Annotated in this window: 15 protein-coding genes; 8 read left to right on the plus strand and 7 right to left on the minus strand. The window is 71.4% G+C overall.

The features are described 5' to 3' along the window. Positions 1-737: ThuA domain-containing protein (locus tag AC5JOC_RS03515; protein ID WP_494245374.1), on the minus strand; the 737-nt coding region annotated here is incomplete at its 3' end. Then, positions 734-1870: a Gfo/Idh/MocA family protein gene (locus AC5JOC_RS03520; protein WP_124768474.1), complete on the minus strand. Its 1137-nt coding sequence runs from the start codon at positions 1868-1870 to the stop codon at positions 734-736. The genes AC5JOC_RS03520 and AC5JOC_RS03515, both read right to left, overlap by 4 nt. Positions 1871-1987: 117 nt before the next feature. On the opposite strand from AC5JOC_RS03520, the gene AC5JOC_RS03525 reads away from it, so the two are divergent. Then, complete coding sequence (locus AC5JOC_RS03525; RefSeq protein ID WP_164486911.1) at positions 1988-3184, plus strand: ROK family transcriptional regulator; 1197 nt, start codon at positions 1988-1990, stop codon at positions 3182-3184. 257 nt (positions 3185-3441) lie between these two features. Here AC5JOC_RS03525 and AC5JOC_RS03530 read toward each other — a convergent pair whose 3' ends face one another. Then, positions 3442-4446: an SDR family NAD(P)-dependent oxidoreductase gene (locus tag AC5JOC_RS03530; protein WP_411557668.1), complete on the minus strand. Its 1005-nt coding sequence runs from the start codon at positions 4444-4446 to the stop codon at positions 3442-3444. A 172-nt stretch (positions 4447-4618) separates the two neighbouring features. Here AC5JOC_RS03530 and AC5JOC_RS03535 point away from each other — a divergent pair, with 172 nt between their 5' ends. From AC5JOC_RS03535 to AC5JOC_RS03545, 3 genes are all read left to right on the plus strand, one after another. Further along, positions 4619-5176: a TetR family transcriptional regulator gene (locus AC5JOC_RS03535; protein WP_079704796.1), complete on the plus strand. Its 558-nt coding sequence runs from the start codon at positions 4619-4621 to the stop codon at positions 5174-5176. A 125-nt stretch (positions 5177-5301) separates the two neighbouring features. Beyond that, positions 5302-5928: an MSMEG_1061 family FMN-dependent PPOX-type flavoprotein gene (locus tag AC5JOC_RS03540; RefSeq protein ID WP_139382378.1), complete on the plus strand. Its 627-nt coding sequence runs from the start codon at positions 5302-5304 to the stop codon at positions 5926-5928. A gap of 123 nt (positions 5929-6051) precedes the next feature. After that, positions 6052-6996: a PDR/VanB family oxidoreductase gene (locus AC5JOC_RS03545; RefSeq protein ID WP_191940316.1), complete on the plus strand. Its 945-nt coding sequence runs from the start codon at positions 6052-6054 to the stop codon at positions 6994-6996. Between the two features lie 37 nt (positions 6997-7033). Here AC5JOC_RS03545 and AC5JOC_RS03550 read toward each other — a convergent pair whose 3' ends face one another. Continuing rightward, positions 7034-7867: an FAS1-like dehydratase domain-containing protein gene (locus tag AC5JOC_RS03550; protein ID WP_494245378.1), complete on the minus strand. Its 834-nt coding sequence runs from the start codon at positions 7865-7867 to the stop codon at positions 7034-7036. An 81-nt stretch (positions 7868-7948) separates the two neighbouring features. Further along, entirely contained in the window at positions 7949-9223 is a 1275-nt protein-coding gene (locus AC5JOC_RS03555) for a CaiB/BaiF CoA transferase family protein (protein WP_494245380.1), read from the minus strand. Between the two features lie 169 nt (positions 9224-9392). Between AC5JOC_RS03555 and AC5JOC_RS03560 the strand changes: the two genes are divergently transcribed. The 4 genes from AC5JOC_RS03560 to AC5JOC_RS03575 are packed head-to-tail and all read left to right on the plus strand — an operon-like array spanning position 9393 to position 13362. Next, on the plus strand, positions 9393-10403 hold the full coding sequence (locus AC5JOC_RS03560; protein ID WP_494245381.1) for a FecCD family ABC transporter permease: 1011 nt from the start codon (positions 9393-9395) through the stop codon (positions 10401-10403). After that, entirely contained in the window at positions 10400-11455 is a 1056-nt protein-coding gene (locus tag AC5JOC_RS03565; RefSeq protein WP_064297044.1) for a FecCD family ABC transporter permease, read from the plus strand. Before AC5JOC_RS03560 ends, AC5JOC_RS03565 begins: the two co-directional genes overlap by 4 nt. Continuing rightward, on the plus strand, positions 11452-12303 hold the full coding sequence (locus AC5JOC_RS03570; protein ID WP_085512078.1) for an ABC transporter ATP-binding protein: 852 nt from the start codon (positions 11452-11454) through the stop codon (positions 12301-12303). The genes AC5JOC_RS03565 and AC5JOC_RS03570 overlap by 4 nt, the downstream gene beginning before the upstream one ends. Before the next feature lie 60 nt (positions 12304-12363). Continuing rightward, complete coding sequence (locus tag AC5JOC_RS03575; RefSeq protein WP_411557661.1) at positions 12364-13362, plus strand: ABC transporter substrate-binding protein; 999 nt, start codon at positions 12364-12366, stop codon at positions 13360-13362. Positions 13363-13567: 205 nt separating this feature from the next. Here the strand turns inward: AC5JOC_RS03575 and AC5JOC_RS03580 are convergent, their stop codons facing one another. Together AC5JOC_RS03580 and AC5JOC_RS03585 are read right to left on the minus strand one after the other, a co-directional pair. After that, entirely contained in the window at positions 13568-14356 is a 789-nt protein-coding gene (locus AC5JOC_RS03580; protein WP_085512081.1) for an ABC transporter ATP-binding protein, read from the minus strand. Then, positions 14353-16182, minus strand: a complete 1830-nt coding sequence (locus tag AC5JOC_RS03585; RefSeq protein ID WP_494245384.1) for a dipeptide/oligopeptide/nickel ABC transporter permease/ATP-binding protein — start codon at positions 16180-16182, stop codon at positions 14353-14355. Before AC5JOC_RS03585 ends, AC5JOC_RS03580 begins: the two co-directional genes overlap by 4 nt. Positions 16183-16184: the final 2 nt, after the last annotated feature.

The following is a 16184-nucleotide window of genomic DNA, read 5'->3' on the forward strand; positions in this document are numbered from 1 at the left end:
AACCAGTCCCTCGGGTGCTGGTCCGCGGTCGGCGGTGTGCGCTCGATCGTCGGGCGCGCCCACTGGGCCGCGTTCGCCAGCACTCGACGGATGTCGGGGTGGTGGTAGACCGGGTACTCCTGGTCGCCCGGCGAGAAGTAGAACACGCGCCCGCGACCGCGGTGGTAGGCGACACCTGACCGGAACACCTCGCCGCCGGCGAAGGTGGAGAGGAACACCTCCTCGTCGGGACGCGGGATGTCGAACTGCTCGCCGTACATCTCCTGGCGGTCGATGACGATCGGGTGCGGCACACCCTGCGCGATGGGGTGGTCCGGGAGCACCGTCCAGACGAGCTCTCGCTCGCCGTCGTTCCGCCACTTGAGGGCGCAGCTCGTGCCCATCAGTCGCTGGAAGACCCGCGAGTAGTGCCCGGAGTGCAGCACGACGATGCCCATACCGGCGTGGACGTGGCGCACGACCCGCTCGACGACCTCGTCGGAGACCTGGTCGTGGGCGATGTGCCCCCACCAGAAGAGGACGTCGGTGTTCGCGAGGACCTCCTCGGTGAGACCGTGCTCGGGATCCTGGAGGGTCGCGGTCGAGACGGACACGGCGTCGCCGAGCGACTCCTCGAGGCCCGCCGCGATCACGGCGTGGATGCCGTCGGGGTAGTGGCCGAGCACCACGGCGTCACCGCGGGACTCGTGGACGAACTCGTTCCAGACGCGGATGCGGATCGGTGTCGTGGTGCTCATGCGGGGACCTCCAGTTCGTGCCCGGCGGCGGCCGAGGCGTAGGCGGCGTCGATGACGCGGCTGCGGTGCAGGGCGTACTCGCCGTGGTGACCGGCGAACCGGAGCTCACCGCCGGCGGTCTCGCCCGCGCGGATGGTGTCGAGGAACTCCGCGATGACCGACTGGTGGTGGCCGGCCGGGACCTGGACTGCGGGTCGTTCGATCGTCGGCGCACCGGCGACGTCGCGGTAGATCGTGACGGTCCCCTCGGTGTTGTAGTTGTCGACGTGGAGGCGGACGCCGCCCTCCGAGCCGAGGAGCTCGACCGAGATGTCCTCGTGGGCCTTCGAGTAGGACGCCCAGGACGCCTCGAGGTGCAGGCTGCCGCCGTCCTCGAACCGCAGGAGGGCGGACGCGAAGTCCTCGACGTCGAAGGCGTGCGTGGACCGGCTCGAGACCGGACCACCGCCGGAGGAGCCACCGCGACCGGCGCGGCCGAGCTCGTTGTACGCGACGGCCGAGACGTGCGTCACGCGCGGCTCGCCGAGGAGCGACAGCGCGATGTCGAGCACGTGGGAGCCGAGGTCGATGAGCGGCCCGCCACCGGCAGCAGCCTTGTTCGTGAACCAGGAGTCGATACCGGGCACGCCCTGACGACGGAGCCAGGAGGCGCGCGAGTGGTAGACGCGACCGATCGGCTCCTCGGCGAGGTAGCGCGCGAGGTAGGCGACGTCGGCACGACGGCGGTGGTTGTACGCGACCTCGAGGACGCGGTCGGCGGCGGTCGCGGCCTCCACCATCTCGGCGGCGAGGTCGGCGGTCGTGGCGAGCGGCTTCTCGCAGAAGACGTGCTTGCCGCTGCGGAGCGCGGCCACGGCGATCGGGTGGTGCAGGGCGTTCGGGACGCCGATCGAGACGATGTCGAGGTCGTCGCGGGCGACGAGGTCCTCCCAGTCGGCGTAGGTCTCGGGGACCCCACGGCTCTCGGCCAGCTCGGCGAGGCGCGCCGGTTCCTGGCCGGACAGGGCGACGACGGTGGCACCGGGGAGCGCGGTGAAGGCGTCCAGGTGCGTGGTCCCGGCGAAGCCGAGGCCGATGACGCCGACCCGGAGGTCCGGAGCGTCTGATGATGTCGGGGCGGTACTGGTGCTCATGCTCGGACGGTTCCTTTCGGGGTGCGGAGCCGAGCACTGTCGTGACCGGCGGTGGTCGACCTTCGCCACTAAATATAGCGGCCATATCTAGTAATGCAACCCTGCTACAGTCGCCCCATGGCGGAACCGGGGATCGAGACGGGCAGGGCGAGCGTCGAACTCGTCGCCGCCTACGCCTTCGACCACGGTGCGTTCACGGCGAGTGACGTCATGGACGGGACCGGCCTGACCCGCGCCACCGTGCTGAACGCCTGCGACGCCCTCGCCGACCGCGGCTGGATCCGTGAGCTCGACGACGCCCGGGCCGCCGGTGACTACCGGCGGGGACGACCCGCCAGGCGCTACGAACTCGCCGCGGACACCGCGTTCGTGGTCGGACTCGACGTGGGGCAGCACCGGGTCGCAGCACTCGTCGCGACGCTCCGTGGTGAGGTCGTCGGCCGGGCCGAACGCCCCATCGTGGGCGGCGACGAGGACCCAGACCTCCGCCTCGCGACCGCACGGACCGTCGTCGAGGAGGCGACCGCGCAGGCCGGCGCGACCCCGGGACAGGTGCTCGTGACCGCCGTCGGCGTCCCGGCACCGGTGGACGCGCACGGCCGTTCCCCGCGCGGCGATCACGACTACTGGGCGCGGATGAACCCCGACTTCGCGAGCCGCCTCGGCCCCTGGGGCGACGTCGTGCTCGAGAACGACGCCAACCTCGCAGCCACGGCCGAGCGCGCCCTCGGGGAGGTGGCACGCGAGTCCATCGCCGTCCTCCTGGCCGAGGCGAGCTTCGGCGCGGGACTCATCGTCGACGGCGTGCTGCTGCACGGCGGGGCCGGCGGCGCAGGCGAACTCCGCGTGCTCGGCATGGTCGAGGGCGTCGGTTCGCCGGAGGGCCTCGACGGTGCGGCACGGTCGTGGCTGGAGGAGGATCAGCGATCCGGTGCGGTGCCGGCGGCCTCCCCGCTCGCCCGGATGCCGATCGGCACCCTCGACGTCGGCCGCATCATCGACGCCGCAGCCTCGGGCGACGCCTACGCCGGCAGACTCGTCGAACGTCTCGGGGAGCGCCTCGGGCGGGTGTGCGTCCTGCTCGGCAGCCTGCTCGACGTGGACGAGGTCGTCGTCGCCGGAGGCGTGGCCCGCGTCGCCTCCCCCGTCATCGTCGCTGCTCAGACCTGGCTCGACGAGGGGACCTACGCCCCGACGCCGATCGTGCGGGCCTCGCGACTCGGCGCGGACGTCGTCGCCCTCGGTGCGATCACCCGGGCCGTCGCGACGATCCGCTCCCAGCCGTGGCGCTTCGCCGCCGCGATCCCGCGCTGAGACCACACCCGGCGCAGGGCAGCCCGGACACGGCGCAGGGCCCCACCTTCCGCCAAGATCGGTGGGGCCCTGTGAGCGGTGTCACCGCAGTGCGAACGATCGTTCCGGCCGTACTCGTTCAGACCGTTCGCAGGGGACGGGCGACGCAGAGCGGCCCGTGTGCTTCAAGATTCGCAGCAGAAACGCGTTCATCCGGCCCCGAACGGTCGTTAAGAAACGCCGTTCTTACCGATTGCTGAAGTTCTGCACGTCGGCGGCTACTGCACCGACCATCCGCCGTCGGACGGCAGGACGACGCCGTTGACGTTCACGCCGTCGTCGCTCAGCAGGAAGGTGATGGACGCCGCGAGCTGCTCCGCGGTCGCGATCGTCGGGATCGCCGCCTGGAACGGTCCGAGCCGCGCCGAACCCGCCTCGGAGACGTTCGGCGGGAAGGGGATGCCCGTCGCGACGCCGCCAGGAGCGACCGCGTTGACCCGGACGCCGTGCGGTCCGTACATGAAGGCGGCGCTCTTGGTCATGCCGACGACCGCGTGCTTCGAGGTCGTGTAGGCGTTCCCCGAGGCGTTGCCGCGAAGCCCGGCCTCGGACGCGATGTTGACGACCGAACCGGATCCGGCCGCGACCATCGACGGCAGCACGGCGCGGGTCAGCTTGAAGGCGCCGGTGACGTTCACGCCCATCACCCGCTCCCAGGTCGCGTCGGAGGTCTCGTGGAGCGGGGAGAAGTCGTCGTTGATGCCGGCGACGTTGGCGAGCGCGTCGATCCGCTCCCCCGCCGCGGCGACGATCGCGTCGATGTCCTCCTGCTTCGTGATGTCGCCCGCGACCGTGACGAGGTCGGCGTCCGGGAGGCTCGAGGCGAGGTCGGCGAGCTTGTCCTCGAACAGGTCGACGGCGATGACCCGACCCCCTTCGCGGGCGACGCGCGACGCCGTGGCACGGCCGATACCGGATGCGGCGCCGGTGACGATCACGGTCTTGCCGGCGAACCGACCGACGGTGATGCGCTCCTGCCACCCCTGAGGCGCGTCGTCGACGGGTGCGACACCGTCGTTCGCGGCGAGGACGAGCTCGTCGATGAGCGACTGGGGCAGCTTGCCCTGGCTCAGGGCGACGAGCTGCTGGAGCGGGAGGCCCGAGATCGGGGCGAGCTGCGACTCCTCGGTGCCCAGCTGGGTGAGGAGGCCGCGGATGAGCGGTCCACCGGTGGGGTCGGCGAGCCACGCGGCGATCGGGGTGTTGGCGGTGAGGGCGCTCATGGGGTTCCTTCGGTCTCGGGAGGACGATGAGCGGCGGGATCGTATGGGCTTCGATCCATACCGGACATCATTGTCCGGTACACGTTACGCCGTCCATGGCACGGCCGCCAGCCCTCACGGTGGGCTCCCAGCCGGGTCCACCGGACCGGCCGCGCGGCGTTACGCTACCGGGATGTCGTCCACGCCCCCCAAGCCGAACCGCGGCCCGAGCGCAGGCCCTGAGAACCGCCGAGCGCTCGTCGCCGCGGCGCGTCAGGTGTTCGCCGCGGACGGCTTCAGCGCTCCCCTCAGCGCGGTCGCGAAGCGGGCGGGCGTCGGACAGGGCAGCCTGTACCGGCACTTCCCCGACCGGCTCTCCCTCGCGCTCGCGGTGCTCGACGAGAACGTCGGCGAGCTGGAGGAGCACGCCGGGCTGCCCGATGCGACCCTCGACACCCTGCTCGACGTCGTGATCGACCAGGCCCTCGTCACCTCGCCCTTCGTCGAGGCGATCCTCGGCGAGGGCGACGACCCCCGCGTGATCGCGCTCGGCACCCGCCTCGACCGCCTCGCGCACGCCCTGCATGCGAAGGAACTGGCTGCGCACCGCATCGCCGACCACGTCGAGCCCGACGACATCCTCATGGCGATCTCGATGGTGGGAGCGACCCTCACCCGCATCCCCGATTCCCATCGAGCCGACACCGCGGCGCGCGCGAAGGCGATGTTCCGCCGCTCGTTCGGCCGATGAACCGGGGCGGGACGATCGATGCGGCTGGGTCGGTGGCACAGGAAACACGCGAACCGTGTGCCGACAGCCCATTGAGGCGCGCGAGGGACGACCGTAGGGTCGGAGGGACAGAGAAGGGGTCCGCCATGCAGGCCAGCGCGTTCGCGTCGATCGACGTCGACACCATCCGTCGGTCGCTCGGCGAACCGGATCCCGCGGCGACGGCCAAGATCATGGACGAGCTCGACGAGAACTGCCTCGCCTTCCTCGCCCACTCACCGTTCTGCACCATCGCGACGTCCGACGCCGACGGCCGGTGCGACAACTCCCCGCGCGGGGACTACCCGGGGTTCGTCCGGGCGCTCGACACCCGCACACTCGTGATCCCGGAGCGCCTCGGCAACCGCCTGGCCGACTCCCTGCAGAACATCGTCCAGAACGGCCACATCGGCATGCTGTGCTTCGTCCCCGGCATGAGCGAGACCCTCCGGATCAACGGCACGGCCACCGTCACCGACGACCCGGCACTGATGGCGATGCTCGAGCAGGACCACGTGACCCCGCAGCTCGCGATCGTCATACGCACCGAGGAGGTCTACCTGCACTGCGGGCGGGCACTCCTCCGCGGCGGGCTGTGGGACGCCGAGATGCAGGAGCTCGCGGCCGAGGTGCCGAGTGCGGGCCGGATCTGGGCGAGCATGTCGGGCCTGAGCACCGAGGTCGGCGACGCCATCGACGAGGCGGTCGCCGTCGGGAACCAGAGCCTGTACTGATGGCTGGAAGCAACGAGCCTGTACTGATGACTGGAAGCACGAGGGATTCCTGATGCGCAACCGCGCGGGCATGACCGGTCCTGATCTCCAGATCGGCGATGCTATCGATATGAGGGATTCCTGATGCGCAACCGCGCGGGCATGACCCCGCTCATCGTCCAGGAGATCGTGCGCGAGACGCCGACGATCGTCAGCGTCGTGCTCGCCGATCCGGAGGGTCGCCGGCTCCCGCCGTGGGACCCCGGAGCGCACATCGACCTGCAGCTCATCACCCGCCACGAACGGCAGTACTCGCTCTGCGGTGATCCGGCGGACGAGTTCCGGTACCGGATCGCCGTCCTGCGGGAGGAGCACTCGCGGGGTGCGTCGCACTACATCCACAACTTCCTCAAGGTCGGTCGGAAGGTGTTCATCCGGCCACCACGGAACCTGTTCCCGCTCTCGGACGCGAAGCGGCACCTGCTCCTCGCTGCCGGCATCGGGATCACGCCGCTGCTCTCGATGGCGCGGCGGTTGGCCGCGGGCGACGCCGACTGGACCCTCGTCTACGCGGTGCGCACGCGGGAGGACATCGCGTTCGCGCCGGAGCTCGAAGCCCTGGGCGACCACGTGCGGATCCACGTCAGCGCGGAGAGCGGCCGACTCGACCTGGCCGGCCTCCTCGCGGGACTCGAGCCGGGCACCGACGTGTCGGCCTGCGGGCCGCGCGGCTTCACCGACACCCTCACGAACCTGGCCGAGACGCTGCCCGAGGACTGCCGGTTGCACCTCGAGCGGTTCGAACCCAAGCCCCGCTCCTACCTGCCGAACACGGCGTTCACCGTCGAGTGCGCGAGGTCGGAGCGGACCGTCGAGGTTCCCGCCGGGCAGACGATGCTGCAGGCGATGCAGGCCGCGCGGGTCGGTGTCGCCGGGTCGTGCATGCGCGGCGTCTGCGGCTCCTGTGCCGTGCAGGTGGTGGACGGGACGCCGGAGCATCGCGACTCCCTGACGACCGACGACGCGTCGATGATCATGTACCCGTGTGTGTCGCGGTCGCTGACGCCGACGCTCGTGATCGACGCGTAGCCGGGGCGACACTGCGACAGGCTCGGTGCCGGGCGACTCAGGGGCGCCAGGTGGCGTCGGCGGAGGCCAGGACCGTGCCGTCGGCGGCACGCACGACGACCGAGGTGCCCTCCGGGCCGTCCGTCCCCGCGATGCGGAACGCCGTGTCGACGAGCACCGGCGCCTTCGCCCGGAAGCGGACCGACGCGAGCCGACGACCACCGGCGTTCGCGGTGAGGGCGTCGAGCACCAGGATGCGGGTGAGCGGGCCGTGCACGAGGAGGTCGTCGAGCCCCTCGACCTCACGCGCCCACTGCCGGTCGTAGTGGATGCGGTGCGTGTTGCCCGTCACGGCCGAGAAGCGGAACAGCTGGCGGGAGTCGAGTGACCGGGTCACGGTCCAGTCGGCTCCGGCGTCGGGATCGACCGCGTCCTCGGCGGCCACCTCGGGCGCCGCCGTCCGCGGGGAGGGCACCGCGGGCTGCGCCTCGAGGAACACGTCGTGCCAGGTGCTGCGGACGGCGACCTCGCCGTCGACGAGGTACTCCCGCACGAGGTCGGCGAAGACGAGCCGTCCGGCCCGCCCCTGCTTCTCGACGAGCGAACCGAGGCTCGTGCGCTGCGTCACCACGTCGCCGTAGCGGAGGGGCGACAGGAACTCGGTGTCCTCCCCCGCGTACATGCGGCGCGGCAGGTCGATGACCGGCAGCACGCCGTCCTCCGCCGGTGAGCCGTCCTCCCGGAGCTGCGCGAACGGCGTCTCGAACGGGAAGTGGACGCCCTCCCAACCGGCGGGGAGCCCCTCTCCGAGGACCGGTTCCGGTGCCGCGGTCGCGAAGGTGCTGCGGTACCAGGAGGCGGGACGCAGATCGAGCTGCTCGGTCCGCTCCACGGCTCCCACTCAGATCACCCCATCGGAGCGCAACGCCGCGATGCGGTCGGCAGGCTGCTCTGTCCGGTCCACGGCTCCCACTCAGATCACCCCGCCGGAACGCAACGCCGCGATGCGGTCGGCGTCGTACCCGGCGAGCGCCGTGAGCACGTCGTCCGCGTGTTCGCCCATGTGGTTCGCAGGGCGGTCGGTGGTCGCGGGGGTCGCGCTCAGTTTGATCGGTTGGCCGAAGGAGCGGAGGGTGCCGAAGGAACCGTAGTCGGTCTCGACGACCATCTCGCGTTCGGCGGTCCCGGGGTCGTCGACGACCTCGCCGATGGTCTTCACGGCGGTGAGCGGGACGACGTCGCCGGCCAGTTCCTCGAGCTCGGCGCGGGTGCGGTCCGCGAACCAGGAGACGACGAGCGGCTTGACGCGTCGGGCGTAGACCTCCTCGTCGAAGCGCTTGCGCATGGTGTCGATCTCGGGGTCGGCGATCGCCTCGGGCGTGCCGAACAGCTCGCAGCTCGCCTTCCAGAGCTTGTCGGTGTACGCGCCGAAGAACACCTGTCCGTCGGCACAGGGGAACAGCTCGTAGGGCCGGACCCAGGCGTGTTCATTGCCGGACGGCGAGGCGACCGTCCCGTCGACGGTGTAGTCGACGACGGCGGTCTCGGTCATCGCGATGATGCTGTCGACCTGGGCGACGTCGACGAGCTGCCCGACGCCGGTGCGCTCGGCGTGCCGGAGCGCGGCGAGGGTGCCGATGACGCCGAACATCGTGGCGGAGAGGTCCCCGATCGTGACGCCGACGCGCACGGGCGGCTGGTCCGCGTAGCCGTTCATGGACCAGAGCCCGCCGGCGGCCTGGGCCGTGTTGTCGAACGCCGGACGGCGGCTCCGGGAACCCGTCTGCCCGTAGCCGGAGATCGCGGTGTACACGAGCTTCGGGTTGATGGCGGCGAGCGCCTCGTACGGCAGGCCGAGCTTCGCCATCGTCCCTGGTCGGAAGTTCTCGACGAGGATGTCGGCGCTCGCGACGAGGTCGCGCAGCACCTCCTTGCCGGCGTCGCTCGCGAGGTCGAGCGCCAGACCGAACTTGCCGCGGTTGTACTGGCCGTAGTAGCCGCTGAACTCCTCGTCGCCGTCACGCAGGTAGGGCGGGAAGCCCCGGGAGACGTCGGGGTCGTTCGGGTTCTCGATCTTGATGACGGTCGCGCCGAGGTCGGCGAGCATCGACGCCGCGTAGGGGCCGGCGAGGACGCGGGAGAGGTCGAGGACCACCACGCCCTCGAGCGAGCCCGGCGGGACGGCGAGTCGTTCCGTGGCGGCGAGGACCGCTTCGGTGTCGGCTCCGGTCGACGGCTGCTCGGCCATGCGTGTCCTCCTGATCGCTGTACTCCGTACCGGTCAACGGTATCGGGCGATGGAGGCCCCACCCATGGGTGAACCCCACACCTCCGGCGCCGATCCATGGACCGCCCGTCCGTCACCGACGACGTCGGGTGTGCATCGCGACCGGGATAGGTGAGGCTAGGCTAACTCCATGCGCAGCGCGACCCTCCTCCGATCGAGACGCGCGCTCGCCGTCGGCACGCTGGCCGCCGCGCTCCTCGTCGTCGCCCTCGCGAGTCTGATGCTCGGCAGCAACCTCATCAGTCCCGTGGCCGTCCTCACCGCCCTGTTCGACCCCGCCCAGGACACCGGCGCCGTCGTCTGGGGGTCGCGGGTGCCGCGCACGGTGCTCGGCGTCCTCGTCGGCGTCTGCCTCGGGATCGCCGGTGCCGTCATGCAGGGGCAGACCCGCAACCCGCTCGCCGACCCCGGCCTGTTCGGCGTCTCCGCCGGCGCGAGTCTCGCGGTCGTCGTCGGGGTCTACGTGCTCGGCACGAGCTCGGTGGTCACGACGCTCTGGCTCGCTCTGCTCGGCGCCACCGTCGCCAGCGTCGTCGTGTTCTCCGTCGCCGCACTCGGCCGCGGACTCTCGAGTCCCGTCCCGCTCGCGATCGCCGGCACCGCCGTCTCGGCCCTCCTCGTCGCCCTGACCTCGTACCTCGTGCTGTCCGACGAGACGACCCTCGCCGCCTACCGCATCTGGGTGGTCGGTTCGCTGTCCGGCCGATCGCTCACGGGCGTCGACGCGGCCCTCGTCTTCGCCGGGCTCGGCCTCGTGTTCGCGGTGGCCAACATCCGCTCGCTGAACGCCCTGGCGCTCGGGACCGAGCTGGCGAACGGGCTCGGCGAGAACCTCATCCGCGCGCGACTCGTGGGGCTCGCCGCGATCACCCTGCTCACGGCCGCCGCCGTCGCCTTGACCGGCCCGATCGCCTTCGTCGGACTCACCGCGCCGCACATCGCCCGCACGCTCGTGGGCGGGCATCACGGCTGGCTGCTCCCCGCCTCGGGACTCGTCGGCGGGAGCGTGCTGCTCGCGTGCGACGTGATCGGTCGCCTCATCGGTGGCACCGCCGAGGTGCCCGTGGGTGTCGTCCTCACCGTCGTGGGTGGGGTCGCCTTCATCGCCATCGTGCGCCGCGGACGGATGGCGGAGCTGTGAGCGCCGTGCGGGAGGGCAGCCGCTTCTTCGGCCGTCTGTGGCGAGGGCGGGTCGTCGGCGTCACGATCGCCTGCCTCGTCGTCGCCCTGGCGTTCGCCCTGCTCGGGATCGTCGCCGGCTCGTCGTCCCTGACGATCCCCGACGTCATCACCACCCTGCTCGGCGGCGGGACCGGCGGTCAGGAACTCATCGTGTTCGAGCTCCGCCTCCCCCGGGTCGTCGGCGGTCTCCTCGTCGGTGCGTCCCTCGGACTCGCCGGGGCCCTCACCCAGACGTTCGCCCGCAACCCGCTCGCCACCCCGGACATCCTCGGCGTGACCTCGGGTGCCGCGCTCGGGGCCGTGGCCGCGATCGTGCTCGTCGGCGGCAGCTACTCCGTCGGCGCCGGCGCGCTCAGTCTCGGCCTGCCCGCCATGGCGGCGATCGGCGCGCTCGTCACCTCGGCCGCCGTCTACGCGTTGTCCTGGCGCGGCGGGGTCGACAGCTTCCGACTCATCCTCATCGGCATCGGTGCCACCGCGACCCTCGGCGGCATCACGAGCTACCTCATCGCCCGGGCGCAGATCACCGAGGCGGCAGCGGCTGCGCAGTGGCTCGTCGGCAGCCTCTCGGGCATCTCCTGGTCGAGCGTGTGGCCGGTGCTCGTCGCGCTGGTGATCCTGACGCCGATCGCGGTCCTGCAGACGAGCAGCCTCGACATCAGCCAGCTCGGTGACGAGTTGTCGACCGGCCTCGGCGTCGCGGTCCAGCGGCATCGGATCGTCGTCATCGCGTGCGCGGTCCTGCTCGTCGCCGCAGCCGTGTCCGCCGCGGGGCCGATCGAGTTCGTCGCCTTCGTCGCACCGCAGATCGCCCGCCGCCTCGCCCGCACCGGTCGCCCGCCGCTGCTCGCCTCCGCGCTGCTCGGCGCCGTCATCGTGACGGGCGGCGACGCACTCGTCCGTGGCGTCCTGCCGGGCGAGATCCCGGTGGGCATCATCACCGCGATCGTCGGCGCGCCCTATCTCATCTGGTTGCTGACGCGCCGCAAGGAACGGGAGACCTCCGCATGACCGACCCCGCCACGACCCCCTCGCTCGTGAAGGAACGCCCGACGCCCGCCCTCGAGGCGCGGGGCGTCTCCCTGGCCTACGACCAGACGGTGGTCTTCGAGGGACTGGACCTCCGCATCGAGACGGGCGAGGTCACGACCCTCATCGGCGCCAACGGCTGCGGCAAGTCGACCCTGCTGAAGGCGTTCGGCCGCCTGCTCACCCCGACCGCCGGCACGGTCGAACTCGACGGTCGCGGCGTGCGCTCGATCCCGACCCGCGAGGTCGCGCGCCGCCTGGCGATCCTGCCGCAGAAGCCACTGACGCCGTCGGCGACGACCGTCCGCGACCTCGTCTCGCGGGGACGGCACCCGCACCAGAGCCTCCTCAAGCCGTGGACGCCCGCCGACACGATCGCCGTCGACGAGGCCCTCGCCGCCACCGGTCTCGAGACGCTCGCCGACCGCGACACGGCCTCCCTGTCGGGCGGGCAGCTGCAGCGCGCTTGGATCGCCCTGGTGCTCGCGCAGCGTGCCCCCACGATCCTGCTCGACGAGCCGACGACCTTCCTCGACCTCAGCCACCAGCTCGACGTCCTCCGACTCGTGCGGTCGATCAACCGCGAGCGCGGCGCGACGGTCGTCATGGTCCTGCACGACCTCACCCTCGCCGGCCGGTACTCCGACCGGCTCGTCGTCGTGGGCGGCGGCCGGGTCATCGCCGACGGGACACCCTGGGAGGTCCTCACCCCGGCCGTGCTCCGGGAGGCGTTCGACCTCGACGCCATCGTCATCCCCGACCCGAGCAGCGGCTCGCCGCTCATCGTGCCCGTCGACCCCGACGACGCGATCGCCCTCGACGCGGAGTGATCCGGGCGATCGGGCATTCCGATATCGTTTCGTGACTTAGGTTCGGCTACCCTAAGTACCATGACGATCTCTTCACGCCTCCGCCGCGCCGCACTCGTACTCGTGCCGGCGCTCGCCCTGGTCGGCCTCGCCGGCTGCTCCCCCACCGCCGCATCCGACGCCGACAGCAGCGGCGCCTGGAGCTACACCGACGACACCGGCACCACGGTCAAGCTCGACCAGCAGCCGAAGCGCGTCGCGAGCTTCGCCGACTACGCGCTCGGCCTGCACGGCAACGGCATCGACCCCGTCGCGGTCTTCGGTCGCGTCGACGTCGCCACCGACAAGCGCTTCGCGGACTACGACCTCGGCGACACGGCCATCGTCGGCAACAGCTACGGCGAGATCGACCTCGAGGCACTCGCCGAGGCGGCACCCGACCTCATCGTGACCGGGATCTACCCGACCGACCGCGACGGCACGCTCGACCTCAAGGGTCCCTACTACGGCGTCGCCGACGTCGAGCAGCAGGAGCAGCTGGAGAAGATCGCTCCGGTCGTCGCCATCAAGGTCGGCGGCAAGGGTGCCGACGTCATCGCCTCGCTCAACAAGCTGTCCAAGGCGCTCGGAGCCGACGACGACACCATCGCCGCGGCGAAGGAGAAGTACGACGCCGCAGCGGCAGACCTGACCGCCGCAGCGAAGGAGACCGACCTCGAGGTCACGCAGATGTACGCGGACGCGAGCGGGGTCTACGTCGTCAAGCCGCAGGACGAGCCGGAGACCGAGCTGTACAGCGAACTCGGCGTGAAGTACACGAACGCGAACCCGGACGGCTACTACTACTGGGACATCTACAGCTGGGAGAACGCTGGCCAGGCGATGACCGGTGACGTCCTGCTCGTGAACGTCGAGGGCTTCCAGCAGAGCGACCTCGAGGCTCAGGCGACCTTCGCCTCGCACCCGGCACTCGTCGCCGGTCAGATCCACTCCTGGAACACCGCCGCCCTCGACTACACGTCGCAGGCGAAGCAGATGGAGACGCTCGCCGGGATCCTCCGCGAGTCGAAGGCGCTGTAGCGAGACGGCGCCGTGGCCCTTCGACAGGCTCAGGATCCGCCTGTCGAAGGGCGACGTCACCCGTGGGCACTTCGACAAGCTCAGTGACCGGCGGAGGTGAGCTCAGTGACCGGCGGAGGTGAGCTCAGTGACCGGGCGGCAGGTGAGCTCAGCGACCGGGGGGTGAGCCCGACCGGGCGCGGCCCGGCCGAGCAGCCTGGGCCGCTTACTCCTCGTCCCAGGTCATGCGACGGCCCATCACGGGCACGGAGGCCAGGAGCTCACGGGTGTAGGCGTCCTCGGGAGCAGCGAGGACGGTGGCCGTGGGGCCCGCCTCGACGACCCGGCCGGCCTGCATGACGCTCACCGTGTCGCACATGTAGTTCACGACGGCGAGGTTGTGGGAGATGAACAGCACCGTGAGTTCGAGCTCACGCTGCAGCTCGCGCAGCAGGTTGAGGACGACGCCCTGCACCGACACGTCGAGCGCCGAGGTGATCTCGTCGGCGATGAGGACCTCCGGTTCGGCCGCGAGCGCCCGGGCGATCGTGATGCGCTGCCGCTGACCACCCGAGAACGCCGACGGCAGGTCGTTCGCGCGGTCCGGGTCGATGTGCACGCGCTCGAGCAGCTCGCCCACCCGGGACCGCTGCTCCGAGCGACTCCAGGAGCGCCCGGTCGCCCGGGACCCCTCGGCGATCGACAGCCCGATCGGCATGCGCGGGTCGAGCGCGGAGTACGGGTCCTGGAAGACGAGTTGCACGCGTCGACGCGCACGACGGGCAGCGGACGAGCGCCCGACGATGTCGGCGCCGTTCAGTCGGATGCCGCCGGCGCTCGGGATGACGAGACCGACGGCGGCCGCGGCGACCGTCGACTTGCCCGAGCCGGACTCCCCCACGAGCCCGTGGGACGTGCCCGGGCGGACCGTGAGGTCGAAGCCGTCGACCGCGGTGTGCGCGGACGCGCCGTGGCCGTAACGGACCGTGAGGCCGGAGAACTCGAGACCGGTCATGCGCGCTGTCCTTCGGTGGTGATGGGCCCTTCGACAAGCTCAGGGACCGGGAGGTCTTCCTCGTCGATCGCACCGATGACCGGGAGCGGCATGGTGCGGTCGGAGGTCATGTCGGGCACGCAGGCGATGAGCCCACGCGTGTACGGGTGCCGCGCCTCGTGGAGGCGGTCGGCGTCGAGCGATTCGACGATGCGGCCGTCCTTCATGACGAGGATGCGGTCGCAGAACCCGCTGACGAGGGCGATGTCGTGCGAGATGAGCAGGATCGCCGCGCCCGTCTGCTCCTGCGCCTCGTGGAGCACCCGGAGGACCTGGCGCTGCACCGTCACGTCGAGCGCCGTCGTGGGCTCGTCGGCGATGAGCAGCTTCGGGCGTCCCATGAGCCCCATGCCGATCATGGCCCGTTGCCGCATGCCGCCGGACAGCTCGTGCGGGAACTGCTTCAGGCGCTTCGCCGGGAGCGGGATCCGCACCGACTCGAGCGCGGCCTCGGCCCGCTTCGTCGACTCGGCCGCCGACAGCCCCTCGTGGACCTCGACGGTCTCGCGGAGCTGCTTGCCGATCGTGAGCGAGGGGTTGAGCGAGGTGAGCGGGTCCTGGAAGACCATGGCGAGCTCGAGGCCGAGGCGGCTGCGCTCGGCCTTCGTCAGCGGTGCGGTCATGTCGATCCCGCGGAAGCTCAGCTCCGAGGCCTGCACCGAGGAGTCCGGCCCGAGGAGGGCGGCGATCGCCATCGCGCTCACCGACTTGCCCGATCCGGACTCGCCGACGACACCGACGACCTCGCCGGGCATGATCGTGAGGCTGATGCCGTGGACGCGCTCGACGAGTCGGCCGTCGCGGTCGGGGAAGGCGACGCGGAGGTCGCGGACCTCGACGACGGGTGCGTCCTCGGTGGGGACGGCCGCCGTGGCGGCCTCGGTCGCCGCACGTGAGCCACGACGCCGCGCCGGTGCCGGCAGGCCGAGCAACCGCTTCGACGACTCGTTCCAGAGCTCGCCGAGCTGCGTGAAGATGACGCCGCACACGACGAGCGCGATGCCGGGACCGATCGCCGCCATCGGGTTGCCGTAGATGCGGGCGATCCCGAGGCCGAGGAGGCGACCCCAGTCGTACTCGGGCGCCTGCACCCCGAGACCGAGGAAGGACAGGCCGGCGAAGGCGAGCAGCGTGCCGGAGGCGGAGACCGCCGCGTTCACGAGCATGGGCGGCAGCATGTTCGGCATGACGTGCCGGACGAGCACCTCCGCCTGCCCGACACCGGCGATCCGCGCGGCCTTCACGTAGTCGCGACCGATGAGCGACGACGCGAGCGTGTAGGTGAGGCGGGCGAAGGTCGGCACGCCGGCGAACCCGACGGCGAGCATCGCGCCGGTGGCGCTCGCGCCCCAGATCACCGAGAAGAACAGCGCCATCAGGAGCCAGGGGAACGACAACAGGATGTCGATGAGCGCGGTGACGAGTCGACGCAGCGGGCGAGGCAGGACCGTCGCGACGGCCCCGAGCAGGACGCCGCCGACGACGGAGATCGCGGTGGCGCCGAGGGTCAGCAGGACGGACACCCGCGTGGCGACCATGACCCGGGCGAAGACGTCGCGTCCGAGCTCGTCGGTGCCGAAGGGGTGGGCGAGGCTCGCACCGGCGAGGCGGTCGGCCACGGACGTCGTGTCGGCGGCGGACCCCCAGACGGTCGGGCCGACGACCGCGACCACGATGATGAGGAGCGCTCCGATCGCGCCGGTCAGGCCGCGCGGGGTGCGGAGGCGGTCGAGCACCGGGGACCGGCGTGAGGGGGTGGGACCGGAGGTGGTCGGACGGGTGCTCATGA

The sequence above is a fragment of the Plantibacter sp. genome (assembly GCF_059073635.1).

Bases quoted from the DNA above. Each gene is read 5' to 3' on its own strand.
- AC5JOC_RS03575 (WP_411557661.1), top strand. From the start codon at position 12,364: ATGACGATCTCTTCACGCCTCCGCCGCGCCGCACTCGTACTCGTGCCG.
- AC5JOC_RS03555 (WP_494245380.1), bottom strand. From the start codon at position 9,223: ATGGCCGAGCAGCCGTCGACCGGAGCCGACACCGAAGCGGTCCTCGCC.
- AC5JOC_RS03540 (WP_139382378.1), top strand. From the start codon at position 5,302: ATGCAGGCCAGCGCGTTCGCGTCGATCGACGTCGACACCATCCGTCGG.
- AC5JOC_RS03530 (WP_411557668.1), bottom strand. From the start codon at position 4,446: ATGAGCGCCCTCACCGCCAACACCCCGATCGCCGCGTGGCTCGCCGAC.
- AC5JOC_RS03570 (WP_085512078.1), top strand. From the start codon at position 11,452: ATGACCGACCCCGCCACGACCCCCTCGCTCGTGAAGGAACGCCCGACG.
- AC5JOC_RS03580 (WP_085512081.1), bottom strand. From the start codon at position 14,356: ATGACCGGTCTCGAGTTCTCCGGCCTCACGGTCCGTTACGGCCACGGC.
- AC5JOC_RS03545 (WP_191940316.1), top strand. From the start codon at position 6,052: ATGCGCAACCGCGCGGGCATGACCCCGCTCATCGTCCAGGAGATCGTG.
- AC5JOC_RS03560 (WP_494245381.1), top strand. From the start codon at position 9,393: ATGCGCAGCGCGACCCTCCTCCGATCGAGACGCGCGCTCGCCGTCGGC.
- AC5JOC_RS03520 (WP_124768474.1), bottom strand. From the start codon at position 1,870: ATGAGCACCAGTACCGCCCCGACATCATCAGACGCTCCGGACCTCCGG.
- AC5JOC_RS03585 (WP_494245384.1), bottom strand. From the start codon at position 16,182: ATGAGCACCCGTCCGACCACCTCCGGTCCCACCCCCTCACGCCGGTCC.
- AC5JOC_RS03535 (WP_079704796.1), top strand. From the start codon at position 4,619: ATGTCGTCCACGCCCCCCAAGCCGAACCGCGGCCCGAGCGCAGGCCCT.
- AC5JOC_RS03525 (WP_164486911.1), top strand. From the start codon at position 1,988: ATGGCGGAACCGGGGATCGAGACGGGCAGGGCGAGCGTCGAACTCGTC.